The sequence below is a fragment of the Streptomyces fungicidicus genome (assembly GCF_003665435.1).
Classification (GTDB): domain Bacteria; phylum Actinomycetota; class Actinomycetes; order Streptomycetales; family Streptomycetaceae; genus Streptomyces; species Streptomyces fungicidicus.
In genome coordinates this window covers 6,151,891-6,169,205 of record NZ_CP023407.1, presented here as the reverse complement: position 1 = coordinate 6,169,205, position 17,315 = coordinate 6,151,891, and the positions used below count along the sequence as shown (strand labels likewise).

The window sequence follows — 17,315 nt, the reverse complement described above, 5'->3', positions numbered from 1 at the left end:
TGAGCAATGCACCGCCCACTCTTGCAGGCAAGAATGATCGTTTGTCGCTTTCGTGTGCTTATTCACATCGCCGCGGACGGCGGCGCCGCTCAGTCGAAGTGGTCCCCCAGCGCCATGACCATGAGCCCCGCGATCAGCAGCCACAGCGCCCTGCGGGTCCGTCCGCGGGAGCCGAGGACCGCGGCGAGGGCGCAGACGGCGGCACCGCACGCGTAGGCGACCGGGACGAGGGCCGGAGCGGAATCGGCGAGCCGGAGCAGCGCGGCGGCCAGACCCGTGAGGGCGAGCACGGTTCCGGCGCCGGCGGAGGTCCAGCGGGCCCGCCGCGCCGGCGGCGGGGCCTCGTCATCCGCTTCGGCGTCGTCCGCCCGGACCTCCGGGGGCGGCTCGTCGGAATCGGTGCGTCCACTCATGGCGCGGGAGCGTAGCGCGCCGGTCCGGGAAATCCGGATGCCGGGGGTGGAGGCGGGCTGCTAACGTCCATCGGTCCGACGTCCCGCGGCAGCCGCCGCCGTCCGAAGCAGGTGCTTTGATGCTTGTCCGTCCGGTCTCCGACGCGACCCCTTCTTCCCTCTTCACGGCCTCAAGGAGCCCGTTCACCGATGTCGGACATCACACCGAACACCCCGCATGACGACCTGACCGGCCGCATCACCCTGCCCCGCTACCCCCGCAGCGCCGCCTACGACGCCCGCTGGGCCGTCGACAACCAGATGGGCCCGCACGCGCTGTGGCTGCTGGAGTGGCTCGCCCCCGCCCTCGGCCTCGACACCCTGCGCCCCGGCGCCCGGGTGCTCGACCTGGGCTGCGGACGCGCCATGACGTCGGTCTTCCTGGCCAAGGAGTACGACGTCCAGGTCACCGCGGCCGACCTGTGGATCAGGCCGGACGACAACGCGCGCCGCGTCGCCGAGGCGGGCGTCGCCGACCGGGTGCTGCCGGTCCACGCGGAGGCGCACGACCTGCCCTTCGGGGAGGAGAGCTTCGACGCGATCGTCTCCGTCGACGCGTACCAGTACTTCGGCACCGACGATCTGTACCTGCCGACGCTGACGCGGCTGCTGAAGCCCGGCGGACGGATCGGCGTCGTCGTCCCCTCGCTGACCGAGGAGATCGAGGGCAGCGAGCCGCCGGAGCATCTGAAGCCCTACTGGGACCCCGCGTTCTGGTGCTTCCACACCCCCGGCTGGTGGCGCCGCCACTGGACCCGCAGCGGGGCCGTCGAGGTCGGGACGGCCGACTGGCTGGAGGACGGCTGGCGGGAGTGGCTGCTCTGGTGCGACGTCGTCGCCGAGCACAGCACGGAGGAGCTCCATGTGCGGATGAGCGGGGAGAGCGCGAAGATGCTCCGCGCCGACCGCGGCCGCACGCTGGGCTTCGCACGCGTGGTGGGCCGCCGCCCCTGACCGCGTGACCGCAGGAAAGAGGGGGCGCGCCGGACCCGGCGCGCCCCCTCTCACGGTCGGTGACGGTCAGCCCTCGACGCCCAGCCGCTCCAGGATCAGTTCCTTCACCCGGGCCGCGTCCGCCTGCCCGCGCGTGGCCTTCATGACGGCGCCGACCAGGGCGCCGGCCGCGGCCACCTTGCCACCGCGGATCTTGTCCGCGATGCCCGGGTTGCCGGCGATGGCCTCGTCGACGGCGGTGCCCAGGGCGCCCTCGTCGGAGACGACCTTCAGGCCGCGCTTGTCGACCACCTCGTCGGGGGTGCCCTCACCGGCGAGGACCCCCTCGATGACCTGGCGGGCCAGCTTGTCGTTCAGGTCGCCGGCGTTCACCAGCTCGGTGAGCCGGGCGACCTGGACCGGCGTGATCGCCAGCTCGTCGAGCGCCTTGCCGGACTCGTTGGCGCTGCGGGCCAGCTCGCCCATCCACCACTTGCGGGCGGAGGCCGCGTCGGCCCCGGCGTCGATGGTGGCGACGATCGGGTCCAGCGCGCCGGCGTTGAGGATGGCCTGCATGTCGGTGCCGGAGATCCCCCACTCCTCGCGGAGCCGGCTGCGGCGCACCAGCGGCAGCTCGGGCAGCGTGCCGCGGATCTCCTCCACCCACTCGCGGGCCGGGGCGACGGGCACCAGGTCGGGCTCCGGGAAGTACCGGTAGTCCTCGGCCTCCTCCTTCACGCGGCCCGAGGTCGTGGACCCGGTGTCCTCGTGGAAGTGCCGGGTCTCCTGGACGATCGTGCCGCCGCCGCCGAGGACGGCCGCGTGCCGCTGGATCTCGAAGCGCGCCGCCCGCTCGACGGACCGCAGCGAGTTCACGTTCTTCGTCTCGGAGCGGGTGCCGAACTTGTCGGCGCCCTTCGGCATCAGCGACAGGTTGACGTCGCAGCGCATCTGGCCCATCTCCATGCGGGCCTCGGACACGCCGAGCGCCCGGATGAGCTCACGCAGCTCACGGACGTACGCCCGCGCGACCTCGGGAGCACGCTCACCGGCGCCCACGATGGGCTTGGTGACGATCTCGATGAGCGGGATGCCGGCGCGGTTGTAGTCCAGCAGGGAGTGGGACGCGCCGTGGATACGGCCGGTGGCGCCGCCCACGTGCGTGGACTTGCCGGTGTCCTCCTCCATGTGGGCGCGCTCGATCTCCACGCGGAAGGTCTCGCCGTCCTCCAGCTGCACGTCGAGGTAGCCGTCGAAGGCGATCGGCTCGTCGTACTGGGAGGTCTGGAAGTTCTTCGGCATGTCCGGATAGAAGTAGTTCTTCCGGGCGAAGCGGCACCACTCGGCGATCTCGCAGTTCAGCGCGAGGCCGATCCTGATCGCGGACTCGACGCCGGTCGCGTTGACGACCGGGAGCGCGCCGGGCATGCCGAGGCAGACGGGACAGGTCTGGGTGTTGGGGTCGGCGCCCAGTGCGGTCGAACAGCCGCAGAACATCTTGGTCCGGGTGCCGAGTTCGACATGGACCTCGAGGCCCATGACGGGGTCGTACGACGCCAGCGCGTCCTCGTACGACACCAGGTCGGTCGTGATGGTCACGGTGTAACTTCCCTCTCAGCCCAGCAGGACGTCGTCGTCGCCGAGGCGCTTCAGCTCGCGGTAGAGGATGGCGAGGTTGGTGACGACCGCGGCTCCGGTCACGACGGCGTCGAGCAGCCGCAGCGTGTCGTTGTCGCCACGCGCCTTCTTGATCTGCTTGTAGACCCCGACGGCGCCGAACGCCGAGGTGGCCATGGAGACGTACAGACCGGACTTGGACTTCTTGAAGCCCTTGGCCTTGGACAGTGCGCTCACAGTGACGGTGCCTCCTCGATCAGCGGGTGGCCCCACTTTTCCACGAAGGCGGCCTCGACGGCCGCTCCGACCTTGTAGAGCCGGTCGTCCTTCATGGCGGGGGCGATGATCTGCAGACCCACCGGCAGGTTGTCCTCGGGGGCGAGGCCGCAGGGCAGCGACATGGCCGCGTTGCCCGCCAGGTTGGTGGGGATGGTGCACAGGTCGGCCAGGTACATCGCCATCGGGTCGTCGGCGCGCTCGCCGATCGGGAAGGCGGTGGTCGGGGTCGTCGGGGAGACGATCACGTCGACCTGCTCGAAGGCCCGCTCGAACTCCTGCTTGATGAGGGTGCGGACCTTCTGGGCGCTGCCGTAGTACGCGTCGTAGTAACCGCTCGACAGGGCGTACGTGCCGAGCATGATGCGCCGCTTGACCTCGGGGCCGAAGCCGGCCTCACGGGTCAGCGAGGTGACCTCCTCGGCGGAGTGCGAGCCGTCGTCGCCGGTCCGCAGCCCGTAGCGCAGGCCGTCGAAGCGGGCGAGGTTGGAGGAGCACTCGGACGGCGCGATCAGGTAGTACGCCGACAGCGCGAGGTCGAAGGACGGGCAGTCCAGCTCGACGATCTCGGCGCCCAGCTCCTTCAGCAGCGCGACGGACTCGTCGAACCGCTGGATGACGCCGGACTGGTAGCCCTCGCCGCGGAACTGCTTGACGACACCGACGCGCATGCCGGTCACCGAGCCGTTGCGGGCGGCCTCGACGACTGCGGGGACCGGGGCGTCGATGGAGGTGGAGTCCATCGGGTCGTGCCCGGCGATCACCTCGTGCAGCAGGGCCGCGTCCAGGACCGTACGGGCGCAGGGGCCGCCCTGGTCGAGGGAGGAGGAGAACGCCACCATGCCGTAGCGCGACACCGAGCCGTACGTCGGCTTCACGCCGACGGTGCCGGTGACGGCGGCCGGCTGGCGGATGGAGCCGCCGGTGTCGGTGCCGATGGCGAGCGGCGCCTGGAAGGAGGCGAGCGCGGCGGACGAACCGCCGCCCGAGCCGCCGGGGATCCTGGTCAGGTCCCAGGGGTTGCCGGTCGGGCCGTAGGCGCTGTTCTCGGTGCTGGACCCCATGGCGAACTCGTCCATGTTGGTCTTGCCGAGGATGACGACGTCGGCGGCCTTGAGCCGCTTGGTGAGCGTCGCGTCGTACGGCGGGATCCAGCCCTCGAGGATCTTGGAACCGACGGTGGTCGGGATGCCCTCGGTGGTGAAGATGTCCTTCAGCGCCAGCGGCACGCCGGCCAGCGGGCCGAGCTTCTCGCCCCGGGCCCGCTTCTCGTCGACGGCGCGCGCCTGCGCCAGGGCGCCCTCGCGGTCGACGTGCAGGAAGGCGTGGACCTTCTCGTCGACGGCCTCGATCCGGGCCAGGTGCGCCTCGGTGACCTCGACGGCGGTGAGCTCGCCGGAGGCGATCTTCGCCGCGGTCTCGGCGGCGGTGAGCCTGATGATCTGATCGCTCATGGCGGTTACTCCTCCCCCAGGATCTGCGGCACCTTGAAACGCTGCTGCTCCTGGGCCGGGGCGCCGGAGAGCGCCTGCTCGGGGGTGAGCGAGGGACGGACCTCGTCCGGCCGCATGACGTTCGTCAGCGGGAGCGGGTGCGAGGTCGGCGGTACGTCTTGGTCGGCGACCTCGCTGACGCGGGCTACCGCGCCGATGATGTCGTCGAGCTGGCCTGCGAAGTGGTCGAGCTCTTCGGGCTTCAGCTCCAGACGCGCCAGCCGGGCGAGGTGGGCGACCTCCTCGCGCGTGATGCCAGGCATGCAGCGATCCTCTGGGGTGAGTTGCGGTTGGGGTGAATCGGCTTGGGCAAGTCGGTTTGACCCAATCCTATGGGGCCGGACCCCGTGGCCGTTAAACGGTTTCCCCCGGGCCGCCGGCGGAGCCGCCGGGAACGGCGGAACCGCGCTCAGACCGCGAAGAGCAGACCGGCGCAGATCAGCACGACGGCCGCGGCATCGCGGACTCCCGCCGGCTCGCTCGCCGCACGCCAGGGGTGCGCGGCGCCGGCGTCCGGTGTGGGGCGTGCGCGTCGGTGGGGGCGGGGGCGGTCGGGTTATTCGTCGGTGGCCGCGGCGGGGAGGGCGGCGGCGGCCCGGACCCAGCCGCGGGAACCGCGGGCCAGCAGCCAGGCCGTCATCTCCTCGGGCGGCATCGCGGCGGCGACCAGCCAGCCCTGCACCGCGTCGCAGCGCAGGTCCCGCAGCCGCTCCCACGTCTCGTCGTCCTCGACCCCCTCCGCGACGACGAGCAGGCCCAGCGAGTGCGCCAGATCGACGGTGCACCGCACGATCTCCGCGTCCTCGGCGTCCACGGCCAGCCGGGCCACGAACGACCGGTCGATCTTCAGCTCGCTGACCGGCAGCCGCCGCAGGTGCACCAGCGACGAGTACCCCGTGCCGAAGTCGTCCAGCGACATCTTCACGCCGTGCCCGGTCAGCGCGTTCAGCGTGTCCGCCGCGCGCTGCGGGTCCTCGAGCAGCACATGCTCGGTGATCTCCAGCTGCAGCGCGCCGGCCGGCACCCCGTGCCGGGCCAGCCGCGCCGCCACGGAACCCGCGAACCCGGGCGTGTGGACGTCACGCGGCGACACGTTCACGGCGACCGGCACGAACAGCCCCTGGGCGCGCCACCGCGCGACCTGCCCCAGCGCCGTCTCCAGCACGTACTCGGTGAGATGGGGCATCAGCCCGGACGACTCGGCTATCGCTATGAACTCGTCCGGCGGCACCTTCCCGCGCTCCGGGTGCACCCACCGCACCAGCGCCTCGAGCCCCGCGACCTGCCCGTCGAAGCGCACCTTCGGCTGGTAGTGCAGCTCGACCTCCCGCGCGTCCAGGGCCCGCCGCAGATCGCCCAGCAGCCCCAGCCGGTCGGGGGTGTTGGAGTCGCGCTTGGACTCGTACGCCTCGACTCCCGTACGGTCCCGCTTGGCCTGATACATCGCCACGTCCGCCCGGCGCAGCAGCCCCTCCGCGTCGTCCGCGTGGTCGGGGAAGACGGCGACTCCCGCACTCGCCTCCAGGACGAGCGTGAGCCCGTCGAGGTCGAGCGGGGAGCTGAGGGCGGCGACCAGGCCGCGGGCGACACGGGTCGCGGAGGTCGTGGAGTCGGCGACGGGCAGTAAAACGGCGAACTCGTCGCCGCCGAGTCTCGCGGCCTCCGCCCCGCGCGGCAGGGCGAGCCTGAGCCGGTCGGCGATCTGCAGCAGCAGCCGGTCACCGGCGAGATGACCGAGGGTGTCGTTGACCGACCGGAACCGGTCCAGGTCGATCAGCATGAGCGCCGCGCGGGCGCCGATCCGCTCGGCGTCGTCCAGTGCGGTCCAGATGCGTTCCTGCAGCCACTGCCGGTTGGGCAGCCCGGTCAGCGGGTCGCGCAACTGCTCCTCCGCCCGCGCGCGGGCTATCCACAGCGTGGAGTCGAGGGCGATCAGCGGAATGGAGAACAGCGGCAGCAGCACCGGCTTGGCGTCCGCGACGACGCACACCAGGGGCGCTATGCCGAGCAGGGCGACGGCCACCAGGCCCTGCCGGGCCAGGGCGGTGCGGGCCACCGTGGGCAGTCCCGCGCGCGGCGTGTGCAGGTACCACAGCAGGGTCCGGGTGACCACGAGATACGTGGCGGCGACCAGCACCACCCCGGGAGCGGTGTACAGCGTCCAGGTGTCCGGGGTCGACGGCGCCTCCACGGAGGGCACGCAGCCGAACGCGGCCAGCACCAGCGCCCCGGCGCCGATGCCGAGCAGGTCCACCGCGCCGTGCAGCACGCCCTGCCGCCAGCGGCCCCGGCGGGCCATGCCGACCAGCACGACGACGGTGAGGCTGACCATCCCGGCCGGGAGCCAGCCGTAGAGCAGCAGCACGGCGAGGGTGAGGGCGGCGCCCGAGCCGGTGCCGCCCCACCACCGGGAGCGGCCCAGCATCACGAGGTGCCCGACGATGATTCCGGTCAGCACCGCCAGGGACCAGCCGACGGCGCCGGACGGGAAGAGCGCGTGCCCTCCGGTGAACGCCCGCAGGAAGCCCGCGCCCAGCACGAAGCCGGCCGCCGCGACGACCGCCGTGGGCAACGCGGGCCAGGACGGGTGCCGTTCGGCGTCCGACCCGGACAGTGCCTCGGGCAGTCCGGGGCCGCGTCCGGCGGACGGGTGTCCGGCCCCGCGCGCGTCCGCGGCGCCCGCACCGGTGCGCGCCTGCGCGTCCGGTCGCCCCGCGGGCCGCCCGTTCCCACGCGCGCGCCGCCGGACGACCGCCATGCGGCGCAGGCGCAGCCGTGAGCCCGGGGCGGCGCTCTCGGTCGGTTCCATTCCCGTCCCTCTCCCAGCCGGCGGTGCCCACGCAACGCGGCCCGATGCCCGACGTCCCTCAGCGGCTCCGCGGTGGAAAGCCCTTACCCCCGACCCCTCACGAGTACGGGGTTGCGCCGGCCGCAGCTGGGCACGGCAGGCGCACATCTCAACAGTAGGCCGCAGAGGGCTTGTACGGGCACCGGTCGCCGACGGTTGCCCGAATGCGCCCCAGCCACCCGTATGCATCTGATATGCGCCGAACGGGTGGCCTTCAACCGCTACTCCTCGGCCGAAAGCGCGACGTCCGCCGCGGCCTCCGGACCCTGCTCCAGAAGGACGTTGAAGCCGTCCTCGTTCAGGACCGGCACCTTCAACTGCATCGCCTTGTCATATTTTGACCCGGGATTGTCGCCCACGACGACGAACGCCGTCTTCTTGGACACGGATCCGGTCACCTTCGCGCCCTGGCTCTGCAGTGCCTCTTTCGCGCCGTCGCGGGTGAAGTTCTCCAGGGTTCCGGTCACCACCACGGTGAGCCCTTCCAGCGGACGCGGGCCCTCGTCCTCCCCGGACCTCTCGTCTTCCATACGGACACCGGCCGTCTTCCACTTGCGGATGATCTCGCGGTGCCAGTCCTCGGCGAACCACTGCTTGAGCGAGGCGGCGATGATGCCGCCGACGCCCTCGGTCGCCGCCAGCTCCTCCTCGGTGGCCTGCTCGATGCGGTCGATGGAGCGGAACTCACGGGCCAGCGCCTCCGCGGCGACCGGACCGACGTGGCGGATCGACAGACTGGTCAGCACGCGGGCCAGCGGACGCTCCTTGGCCGCCGCGATGTTCGCCAGCATCGCGACCGCGTTCTTCCTCGGCTCGCCCTCCTGGTTGGCGAAGACGGTGGCGATCTTCTCCTCGCCGGTCTTCGGGTCCCGCTTGGGCAGACCGCTGTCCTGGTCCAGGACGTACGCCTTGATGGGCAGCAGCTGGTCGACGGTGAGGTCGAACAGGTCGCCCTCGTCCCGCAGCGGCGGCTCCTCCGGCTCCAGCGGCCTGGTCAGCGCGGCCGCGGCGACGTAGCCGAAGTGCTCGATGTCCAGCGCCTTGCGCCCGGCGAGGTAGAACAGCCGCTCCCGCAACTGAGCCGGGCAGGTACGGGCGTTGGGGCAGCGCAGGTCGACGTCGCCCTCCTTCATCGGCCTGAGCGGCGTACCGCACTCGGGGCACTCGGCCGGCATCACGAACTCGCGCTCGCTGCCGTCCCGCAGGTCGGCGACGGGCCCGAGGATCTCGGGGATCACGTCACCGGCCTTGCGCAGCACCACCGTGTCCCCGATGAGGACGCCCTTGGCCTTGACCACGTCCTGGTTGTGCAGGGTGGCGAACTCGACCTCGGACCCCGCCACCGTCACCGGTTCGACCTGCGCGTACGGCGTGACCCTGCCCGTACGGCCCACCCCCACGCGGATGTTCACCAGCCTGGTGTTGACCTCCTCGGGCGCGTACTTGTACGCGATGGCCCAGCGGGGGGCGCGTGAGGTGGAGCCGAGACGGCCCTGGAGCGGGATCTCGTCGAGCTTGACGACGACCCCGTCGATCTCGTGCGCCACGGAGTGCCGGTTCTCGCCGTAGTACGCGATGAACTCCCGTACGCCCTCCAGGTCGTCGACCACCCTGTTGTGCGGGGAGGTCGGCAGGCCCCAGGTCCTGAGGAGGTCGTAGCCCTGGGAGAGGCGGGTCATGCCGCGGTAGCCCTCCAGGACGCCGATGCCGTGGACCACCATGTGCAGCGGGCGGGTGGCGGTGACCCGGGGGTCCTTCTGGCGCAGCGAACCGGCCGCCGCGTTGCGCGGGTTGGCGAAGGGCTTGTCGCCGGCCTCGACCAGCCGGGCGTTCAGCTCCTGGAACTTCTCCATCGGGAAGTAGACCTCGCCGCGGATCTCCACGACGTCGGGCACCTCGTCGCCCGTCAGCCGGTCCGGGATCTCGGCGATGGTGCGCACGTTGGGCGTGATGTCCTCACCGGTGCGGCCGTCGCCGCGGGTCGCCGCGCGGACCAGCCGGCCCCGCTCGTAGGTGAGGTTGACGGCGAGTCCGTCGACCTTGAGCTCGCACAGGAAGTGGTATTTCTGCGTGCCCAGTTCCCGGTGGATGCGCTCCACCCAGGCGGCGAGGTCGTCGTCGTTGAACGTGTTGTCGAGGGAGAGCATCCGCGAGCGGTGCTCGACGGAGGTGAACTCCGTCTCGTACGCCCCGGCGACCTTCTGGGTCGGGGAGTCCGGGGTGCGCAGCTCAGGGTGCTCCTCCTCCAGCGCCTCCAGTTCGCGCAGCAGCCGGTCGAAGTCGGCGTCGCTGATGACGGGGGCGTCGTTCACGTAGTACCGGAAGCGGTGCTCCTCGATCCGCTCAGCGAGCTTGGCGTGCTTCTCCCGCGCCTCGGCTGGCACGCTCGTCGTCTCCGCTTGCTTGTCGCCGGCCACCGTGTGTCCTCCCGTCACTCTGGGTTGTCCGCGAGGGATCTCGCCGCCCGGACGCAGTGTGCATAGGCCGAGCGCGCGTACTGCGGGGAAGCCCCCGCGAGTCCGCACGCCGGGGTGACCGTGACCGCCTCGGGGAGGAGTCCCGGCCGCAGTCCCAGCCTGCGCCAGAGCGTCCTGACACCCATGACGCTACCGGCAGGGTCCGACAACGGTCCGTCCGTGCCGGGGACGACACCGGCGAACAGCCGGGTGCCGTTCTCCACCGCCTCACCGATCGCGTCGTCGTCACGTTCGGTGAGGAGCGAGAAGTCGAAGGAGATCGCCGCCGCGCCGGCCCGGCGCAACAGGGCGAACGGGACGTCCGGTGCGCAGGAGTGGACCACCACGGGCCCGCCGTCGTGCGTCCCGACCAGGTCCCGCAGCGTGGCCTCGACGACCTGCCGGTCCACCGCGCGGTGGGTGCGGTAGCCGCTGGCGGTCCGCACCTGTCCGCGGAGCACGGAGGTGAGGGAGGGCTCGTCCAGCTGCAGCACGAGCCGGGCGCCGGGGACCCGTCGCCGCACCTCGGCGAGGTGCAGGCGCAGTCCCTCGGCGAGGGAGGCGGCGAGGTCGCGGCAGGCGCCGGGGTCGGACAGGGCGGCCTCGCCGTTGCGCAGCTCCAGGGCCGCGGCGAGTGTCCACGGGCCGACCGCCTGGACCTTCAGGGGCCCCTGGTAGTCCTGGGTGAACTCCTCCAGCGCGTCGAGGTCCTCGCCCAGCCAGGAGCGGGCGCGCTTGGTGTCGCGGCCCGGGTGGTCGCCGAGGCGCCAGCCGCTGGGCTCGACGCGGGCGTACAGCTCGACGAGCATTCCGGCGGTGCGGCCGATCATGTCGGCGCCGGGGCCGCGGGCGGGGAGCTCGGGGAGGTGCGGGAAGTCCTCGAAGCTCCCGGTGACGGTCTTGGCGGCCTCTCGGGCGTCGCCGCCCGGGAGGGAGCCCACGCCGGTGGCGGGTCCGAAGCCGGTCTGGATGTTTTCGCTCACGCGAGAAGCGTACGCAGGTGGCGGCCGGGGAGTTTCGCCCCCGCCGCCCCTTCCCGTCCCTCCCCGGGGGCTGCGCCCCCGGACCCCCCTTCGGCCCTGAACGGGCCTCGTCCTCAAACGCCGGACGGGCTGGTGGTCACCGCCCCGGTCGGATCGTCAGGTCGTTGATCTCCGCGTCCGCCGGGAGGTCCAGGGCCGTCACGATGGTCGTGGCGACCGACTCGGGGTCGATCCAGCGGGTGGCGTCGTACTCCTTGCCCTCCTGCTGGTGGACCTTGGCCTGCATGGGGCTGGCGGTGCGGCCGGGGTAGACCGAGGTGACGCGGACGCCGGCGGCGTGCTCCTCGTGGCGCAGGGAGTCGGCGAGGGCCTTGAGGCCGTGCTTGGAGGCCGCGTACGCGGACCATTCGGCGTGGGCGTTCAGACCGGCGCCGGAGTTGACGAAGATCACGTGGCCCCGGCTCGCCCGGAGCTGGGGCAGGAAGTGCCGGGTCAGCTCGGCGGGGGCGACGAGGTTGACGTTGAGCTGGTGCCGCCAGGTCTTCGGGGTCAGCTCGCCGACCGGGCCGAGGTCGACCACGCCGGCGATGTGCAGGAGGGAGTCCACCTGCTCCGGGAGGGACTGGTGGGAGAAGGCCCAGGAGAGCCGGTCCGGGTCCGCGAGGTCCCCGACGAGGGTGCGGGCGCCGGGGAACCCGGCCGCGAGTTCCTTGGCCCGGCCCGCGTCGCGCGCGTGCAGCACGAGTTCGTCGCCGCGCGCGTGCAGGCGGCGGGCGACCGCCGCGCCGATGCCGGAGCCCGCTCCGGTGATCACATGTGTAGCCATGCCCGCCATGCTCGCATCATCGCGCGGTCACTCCGTGCCCAGGCTCTCCTCGAGGTACGCCATCGCGCCGACCGGCTCCTCGGCGAAGAACACCAGGTCGGTGAGCGGGCGGGGCAGGAAGCCCTCGTCCTCCATGCGGCGGAACTGCTCCTTGAGGCCGTCGTAGAAGCCCTCGGTGTTGAGCAGGACCACCGGCTTCTCGGTGTGCCCGTGCTTCTTCAGCTCCAGGATGTCGGTCGCCTCGTCGAGGGTGCCGGTGCCGCCGACCATGACGACCACCGCGTCGGCCTTCTCCAGCAGCAGCCGCTTGCGCTCGGCGAGGTCCTTGGCGACCACCATCTCGTCGACGCCGGTACGGGCCTTCGCCGCGAGGAACTCCACGGAGACGCCGCAGAGCCGGCCGCCCGCCTCGTGCACGCCGTCGGCGACGACCTTCATCAGGCCGGTGTCCGAGCCGCCCCACACGAGCGTGTGCCCGCCCTTGCCGAGCAGCCGCGCGAAGTCCCGCGCGGGCCCTGTGTAGCGTGCGTCGAGGTCGGCGGCGGAGAGAAACACACAGATGTTCACGGCCCCACAGTACGGGCCCGGTCGGACATCGCGGTCAGCCGCAGCTTGGACTGCCGGTGCGGCAGCTCCTCCCAGAGTGGTTCCAGATGCCCCAGGTGTTGAGTCCCTCCTGTTCGAGGATGTGCCGCTTGCCCAGGTCGGCGACGGCCGTGGCGACCGCCGCGCCGGTGTCCCGGCCGCCGACGAAGGAGACGCAGCCGATCTCGGGCGCCCGCACCAGCGCCTCGGACAGCTCGCCTCCGCCGCCGCTGACGAGGGTGACGGGAATCCCCTCGCGGGCGGCGAGCGCCGCGGCCAGCGTGAGGCAGGCGACGCCGCCGTCGGTGGGGGTCTTGGCGATGACCGCGTTGCCCGCCAGGGCCTGCACCAGCAGCGCGTGCGCGAGCACGCTCATCGGGTAGTTCCAGCTGGCGATGTTGGAGACGGGCCCGTCGAGCGGGGCCCGGCCGGCGAGCATCCCGTCGATGCCGTCGACGTACCAGCGCACGCCGTCGATTGCCCGGTCGACGTCCGCCTGGGCGAGCCGCCATGGCTTGCCGATCTCCCAGACGAGCAGCAGCGCGAGCAGTTCGCGGTGCTCGGTGAGGGCGTCGAGGGTGGCCGCGACGCGGGCCCGGCGCTCGGGCAGCGGGACGTGCCGCCAGGCCCGGTGCTGGTCGAGCGCGGCGCGCACGGCCTGCCGGGCGGTGGCCCGGTCCAGGCGTGGCGGGCCGGCGACGGGAGTGCCGTCGACGGGGCTGACGGCGGGCAGGGGCCGGCCGTCGGGCTGCCAGGCGGCGTTCCAGAGGTTGAGGACGCGGTCGTCCCGGAAGGCTTCGGGGGCGGCGGTGAGGCAGCGCTGCCAGGCGTCGGTCCAGGACGTGCCGGATTTGAGGGTGAGGGTGGGTGGCATGCGGTGGGCTCCGCTCTCGGTGCACGGTCGAGAGAAAGGGTGGCCCTCTTAGGGGCCGGTGACCTCAGCGGCCGTCGTTCAGGACGGCGAGCACCTGCTGGGCCGTCTCCGTGGGCGTGTGGCCGACCCTGACGCCGGCCGCCTCCAGTGCTTCCTGCTTCGCCCGCGCCGTGCCGGACGAACCGGAGACGATCGCGCCCGCGTGGCCCATGGTACGGCCCTCGGGGGCGGTGAAGCCCGCGATGTAGCCGACGACGGGCTTGGTGACGTGGTCGCGGATGTACGCCGCCGCGCGCTCCTCGGCGTCGCCGCCGATCTCGCCGATGAGGACGATCAGGTCGGTGTCGGGGTCGTCCTGGAAGGCGGCCAGGCAGTCGATGTGGGTGGTGCCGACGACGGGGTCCCCGCCGATGCCGACGCAGGTGGAGAAGCCGGTGTCCCGCAGCTCGTACATGAGCTGGTAGGTGAGCGTGCCGGACTTGGAGACCAGGCCGATCCGGCCGGGCTTGGCGATGTCGGCGGGGATGATGCCCGCGTTGGACTGGCCGGGGGTGATCAGACCGGGGCAGTTGGGGCCGATGACGCGGGTGCCCCTGCGGCGGGCGTGGGCGAGGAAGGCGACGGAGTCGTGGACGGGGATGCCCTCGGTGATGACGACCGCCAGGGCGATGCCGGCGTCGGCGGCCTCGGTGACGGCGGCCCTTGCGAAGGCGGGTGGCACGAAGACGACGGTGACGTCGGCGCCCGTCGCGTCCATGCCCTCGGCGACCGAGCCGAAGACGGGCACCGCCCGCTCGTCGAAGGCGACGCTGCGGCCCGCCTTGCGCGGGTTGACGCCGCCGACGACGTCGGTGCCGGCGGCGAGCATCCGCCGGGTGTGCTTCATGCCCTCGCCGCCGGTCATGCCCTGGACGAGGACCTTGCTCTCCTTGGTGAGGTGGATCGCCATGTCCGCTCTCCTCAGGGTGTGGTGGCGAGACGGGCGGCCCGGGCGGCGGCGCCGTCCATGGTGGTGACCTGTTCGACGAGCGGGTGCGCGTGCGCGTCGAGGACGGCCCGGCCGCGGGCCGCGTTGTTGCCGTCGAGGCGGACGACGAGCGGCTTGGTCAGCCGTACGGTGTCCAGGGCGCGGACGATGCCGTCGGCGACCGCGTCGCAGGCGGTGATGCCGCCGAAGACGTTGACGAAGACGGATTTCACGGACGGGTCGGAGAGGATGACCGACAGTCCGTCCGCCATGACCTGCGCGGAGGCTCCGCCGCCGATGTCTAGGAAGTTGGCGGGGCGGGCTCCGCAGCCGGCCACCACGTCGAGGGTGGACATGACGAGTCCGGCGCCGTTGCCGATGATGCCGACCTCGCCGTCGAGCTTGACGTAGTTGAGGCCCTTGGCGGCCGCGGCGGCCTCCAGCGGGTCGGTGTGGGTGTCGTCCTGGTCCCCCCAGCGTTCCTGGCGGAACCGGGCGTTGTCGTCGAGGGTGGCCTTGCCGTCGAGCGCCATGATCCGCCCGTCGCGGGTGCGGACCAGCGGGTTGACCTCGACGAGCAGGGCGTCCTCGCGGACGAGGACCTCCCAGAGCCGCACCAGCACGTCGACGGTCCGCGCCGGCAGTCCGGCGGCCTCGGCGATGCGGGCCGCCGTCGCCGGGGTGACGCCCTCGGCCGGGTCGACGGGGACGCGCGCCACCGCCTCGGGGCGGGTGGCGGCGACCTCCTCGATGTCCATGCCGCCCTCGGCGGAGGCGATGGCGAGGAAGCGGCCGGCCGTCCGGTCGAGGACGTAGGAGACGTAGAACTCCTCGGCGATGTCGACGGGCTGGGCCAGCATCACCGTGCCGACGGTGTGTCCCTTGATGTCCATGCCGAGGATCTGACGTGCCGTGAGTTCGGCGGCGGCCGGGTCGGCGGCGAGCTTGACGCCGCCCGCCTTGCCGCGTCCGCCGGTCTTGACCTGCGCCTTGACGACCACGCGGCCGCCGAGCCGGCGGGCGATGTCGCGGGCCTCCTTGGGCGAGCCGGTGACCTCGGCCCGGGGCACCACGATGCCGTGTTCTGCGAAGAGTTCCCTTGCCTGGTGTTCGTACAGGTCCATCTCGGCTCCTGTCTGCGAAGTCGCCGGAGGGTCCGGAGAGGGGCCGGGGAAGGGCGGCCGAAAAGTGCCGCGCACCCCCTGGACACCTCTCATCGGATGAGGGATAACAAGCTTCATACAGTATTCGTCGACTGTATGCAATGTACCGCGAGAGCGTTCCCCGCCCCCTAGGAAGGGACAAGGACTTCGCCATGCCCGACGACACCCAGGACGTCATCTCCGGCGGTCATCTCGTCGCCAAGGCACTCAAGGCCGAGGGCATCGACCGCATCTACACGCTGTGCGGCGGCCACATCATCGACATCTACGACGGCTGCGTCGACGAGGGCATCGAGGTGGTCGACGTACGGCACGAACAGGTGGCCGCGCACGCCGCCGACGGTTACGCGCGGCTCACCGGCAAGCCCGGCTGCGCCGTCGTCACCGCCGGTCCGGGGACCACCGACGCCGTCACCGGAGTCGCCAACGCCTTCCGCGCGGAGTCCCCGATGCTGCTGATCGGCGGTCAGGGAGCCCGCACCCAGCACAAGATGGGGTCCCTGCAGGACCTGCCGCACGTCGACATGATGAGCCCCATCACCAAGTTCGCGGCGACCGTGCCCGACACGGCGCGCGCGGCGGACATGGTGTCGATGGCCTTCCGCGAGTGCTACCACGGCGCTCCCGGACCCTCCTTCCTGGAGATCCCGCGCGACGTGCTGGACGCCAAGGTGCCGGCGTCGAAGGCGCGCGTGCCGCGGGAGGGCGCCTACCGGGCCTCGACCCGCTCGGCCGGCGACCCCGAGGCGATCGAGAAGCTGGCGGACCTGCTGGTGCACGCCGAGAGGCCGGCCATCCTGCTCGGCAGTCAGGTGTGGACGACGCGGGGCACCGAGGCCGCCGTCGAGCTGGTGCGCACGCTCAACATCCCCGCGTACATGAACGGAGCGGGGCGCGGCACGCTCCCGCCCGGCGACCCGCACCACTTCCAGCTGTCCCGCCGGTACGCCTTCTCCCACGCCGACGTCATCGTGATCGTCGGTACGCCCTTCGACTTCCGCATGGGCTACGGCAAGCGCCTCTCCCCCGACGCCACCGTCGTGCAGATCGACCTCGACTACCGCACGGTCGGCAAGAACCGCGACATCGACCTCGGCGTCGTGGGCGACGCGGGACTGGTGCTGAGGTCGGTGACCGAGGCGGCCTCCGGACGGGTGAACGGCGGCGCGTCCCGGCGCAAGGAGTGGCTGGACGAGCTGCGCGCCGCCGAGCAGACCGCCCTGGACAAGCGGCTGCCGCAGCTGCGGTCGGACGCCTCCCCCATCCACCCCTACCGGCTGGTCAGCGAGATCAACGACTTCCTCACCGAGGACTCGGTCTACATCGGGGACGGCGGCGACATCGTCACCTTCTCCGGGCAGGTCGTGCAGCCAAAGTCGCCCGGCCACTGGATGGATCCGGGACCGCTGGGCACCCTCGGCGTCGGCGTGCCGTTCGTGCTCGCCGCCAAGCAGGCCCGGCCCGACAAGGAGGTCGTCGCGCTCTTCGGCGACGGCGCCTTCTCCCTCACCGGCTGGGACTTCGAGACCCTGGTCCGCTACGACCTGCCCTTCGTCGGCATCGTCGGCAACAACTCCTCGATGAACCAGATCCGTTACGGGCAGGCCGCCAAGTACGGCAAGGAACGCGAGCGGGTCGGCAACACCCTCGGCGACGTCCGCTACGACGAGTTCGCGCGGATGCTGGGCGGCCACGGCGAGGAGGTCCGCGACCCCGCCGACATCGGCCCCGCGCTGCGCCGGGCGCGCGAGTCCGGCAAGCCGTCGCTGGTCAACGTCTGGGTGGACCCCGACGCGTACGCCCCCGGAACCATGAACCAGACCATGTACAAGTGAGGTGCAC

14 protein-coding genes and 1 pseudogene are annotated in these 17,315 nt (G+C 72.0%); 2 read left to right on the top strand and 13 right to left on the bottom strand.

Annotated elements, in window-relative coordinates:
* Nucleotides 1-89 precede the first annotated feature (89 nt).
* The gene (locus tag CNQ36_RS27820; protein WP_121548008.1) at nt 90-413 is read right to left on the bottom strand and encodes a hypothetical protein; all 324 of its coding nucleotides are present in this window, start codon (nt 411-413) and stop codon (nt 90-92) included.
* A 189-nt stretch (nt 414-602) separates the two neighbouring features.
* Here CNQ36_RS27820 and CNQ36_RS27815 point away from each other — a divergent pair, with 189 nt between their 5' ends.
* On the top strand, nt 603-1,406 hold the full coding sequence (locus CNQ36_RS27815; RefSeq protein ID WP_121548007.1) for an SAM-dependent methyltransferase: 804 nt from the start codon (nt 603-605) through the stop codon (nt 1,404-1,406).
* A gap of 66 nt (nt 1,407-1,472) precedes the next feature.
* On the opposite strand, the gene gatB is transcribed toward CNQ36_RS27815, so the two are convergent.
* The 12 genes and pseudogenes from gatB to sucC form a co-directional block, all read right to left on the bottom strand.
* Nucleotides 1,473-2,984 (bottom strand): Asp-tRNA(Asn)/Glu-tRNA(Gln) amidotransferase subunit GatB, encoded by a 1,512-nt coding sequence (gene gatB / locus CNQ36_RS27810; protein WP_121548006.1) that lies wholly within the window; start codon nt 2,982-2,984, stop codon nt 1,473-1,475.
* A 15-nt stretch (nt 2,985-2,999) separates the two neighbouring features.
* Nucleotides 3,000-3,239, bottom strand: coding sequence for a hypothetical protein (locus CNQ36_RS27805; RefSeq protein WP_019329755.1), 240 nt, complete (start codon nt 3,237-3,239; stop codon nt 3,000-3,002).
* Complete coding sequence (gene gatA / locus CNQ36_RS27800) at nt 3,236-4,732, bottom strand: Asp-tRNA(Asn)/Glu-tRNA(Gln) amidotransferase subunit GatA (protein WP_121548005.1); 1,497 nt, start codon at nt 4,730-4,732, stop codon at nt 3,236-3,238. Before gatA ends, CNQ36_RS27805 begins: the two co-directional genes overlap by 4 nt.
* A gap of 5 nt (nt 4,733-4,737) precedes the next feature.
* The gene (gatC, locus tag CNQ36_RS27795) at nt 4,738-5,034 is read right to left on the bottom strand and encodes an Asp-tRNA(Asn)/Glu-tRNA(Gln) amidotransferase subunit GatC (protein WP_004925108.1); all 297 of its coding nucleotides are present in this window, start codon (nt 5,032-5,034) and stop codon (nt 4,738-4,740) included.
* A 293-nt stretch (nt 5,035-5,327) separates the two neighbouring features.
* Nucleotides 5,328-7,580 (bottom strand): putative bifunctional diguanylate cyclase/phosphodiesterase, encoded by a 2,253-nt coding sequence (locus tag CNQ36_RS27790; RefSeq protein ID WP_121548004.1) that lies wholly within the window; start codon nt 7,578-7,580, stop codon nt 5,328-5,330.
* 260 nt (nt 7,581-7,840) lie between these two features.
* On the bottom strand, nt 7,841-10,036 hold the full coding sequence (gene ligA / locus CNQ36_RS27785; protein ID WP_121548003.1) for an NAD-dependent DNA ligase LigA: 2,196 nt from the start codon (nt 10,034-10,036) through the stop codon (nt 7,841-7,843).
* 14 nt (nt 10,037-10,050) lie between these two features.
* Nucleotides 10,051-11,058 (bottom strand): methionine synthase, encoded by a 1,008-nt coding sequence (locus CNQ36_RS27780; protein ID WP_121548002.1) that lies wholly within the window; start codon nt 11,056-11,058, stop codon nt 10,051-10,053.
* Nucleotides 11,059-11,194: 136 nt separating this feature from the next.
* A complete protein-coding gene (locus CNQ36_RS27775) occupies nt 11,195-11,893 on the bottom strand; it encodes an SDR family oxidoreductase (RefSeq protein WP_004925121.1) in 699 nt (232 codons plus the stop codon).
* A gap of 18 nt (nt 11,894-11,911) precedes the next feature.
* Nucleotides 11,912-12,451 carry an LOG family protein gene (locus tag CNQ36_RS27770; protein ID WP_004925124.1) on the bottom strand — a complete coding sequence of 180 codons (540 nt, stop codon included), beginning with the start codon at nt 12,449-12,451 and terminating at the stop codon, nt 11,912-11,914.
* Between the two features lie 73 nt (nt 12,452-12,524).
* Nucleotides 12,525-13,343, bottom strand: a pseudogene (locus tag CNQ36_RS27765) (aldehyde dehydrogenase family protein); the annotation flags it as partial.
* Between the two features lie 64 nt (nt 13,344-13,407).
* Nucleotides 13,408-14,292, bottom strand: a complete 885-nt coding sequence (gene sucD, locus CNQ36_RS27760; protein WP_121548001.1) for a succinate--CoA ligase subunit alpha — start codon at nt 14,290-14,292, stop codon at nt 13,408-13,410.
* An 11-nt stretch (nt 14,293-14,303) separates the two neighbouring features.
* Nucleotides 14,304-15,434, bottom strand: a complete 1,131-nt coding sequence (sucC, locus tag CNQ36_RS27755) for an ADP-forming succinate--CoA ligase subunit beta (protein ID WP_121548000.1) — start codon at nt 15,432-15,434, stop codon at nt 14,304-14,306.
* Between the two features lie 191 nt (nt 15,435-15,625).
* On the opposite strand from sucC, the gene CNQ36_RS27750 reads away from it, so the two are divergent.
* A complete protein-coding gene (locus CNQ36_RS27750) occupies nt 15,626-17,308 on the top strand; it encodes a thiamine pyrophosphate-binding protein (protein ID WP_121547999.1) in 1,683 nt (560 codons plus the stop codon).
* Nucleotides 17,309-17,315 lie beyond the last annotated feature (7 nt).

Coding starts and splice junctions, on each gene's coding strand:
- CNQ36_RS27815 (WP_121548007.1), top strand. CDS start 603: ATGTCGGACATCACACCGAACACCCCGCATGACGACCTGACCGGCCGC.
- CNQ36_RS27790 (WP_121548004.1), bottom strand. CDS start 7,580: ATGGAACCGACCGAGAGCGCCGCCCCGGGCTCACGGCTGCGCCTGCGC.
- gatC (WP_004925108.1), bottom strand. CDS start 5,034: ATGCCTGGCATCACGCGCGAGGAGGTCGCCCACCTCGCCCGGCTGGCG.
- gatA (WP_121548005.1), bottom strand. CDS start 4,732: ATGAGCGATCAGATCATCAGGCTCACCGCCGCCGAGACCGCGGCGAAG.
- CNQ36_RS27820 (WP_121548008.1), bottom strand. CDS start 413: ATGAGTGGACGCACCGATTCCGACGAGCCGCCCCCGGAGGTCCGGGCG.
- CNQ36_RS27750 (WP_121547999.1), top strand. CDS start 15,626: ATGCCCGACGACACCCAGGACGTCATCTCCGGCGGTCATCTCGTCGCC.
- sucD (WP_121548001.1), bottom strand. CDS start 14,292: ATGGCGATCCACCTCACCAAGGAGAGCAAGGTCCTCGTCCAGGGCATG.
- CNQ36_RS27775 (WP_004925121.1), bottom strand. CDS start 11,893: ATGGCGGGCATGGCTACACATGTGATCACCGGAGCGGGCTCCGGCATC.
- sucC (WP_121548000.1), bottom strand. CDS start 15,434: ATGGACCTGTACGAACACCAGGCAAGGGAACTCTTCGCAGAACACGGC.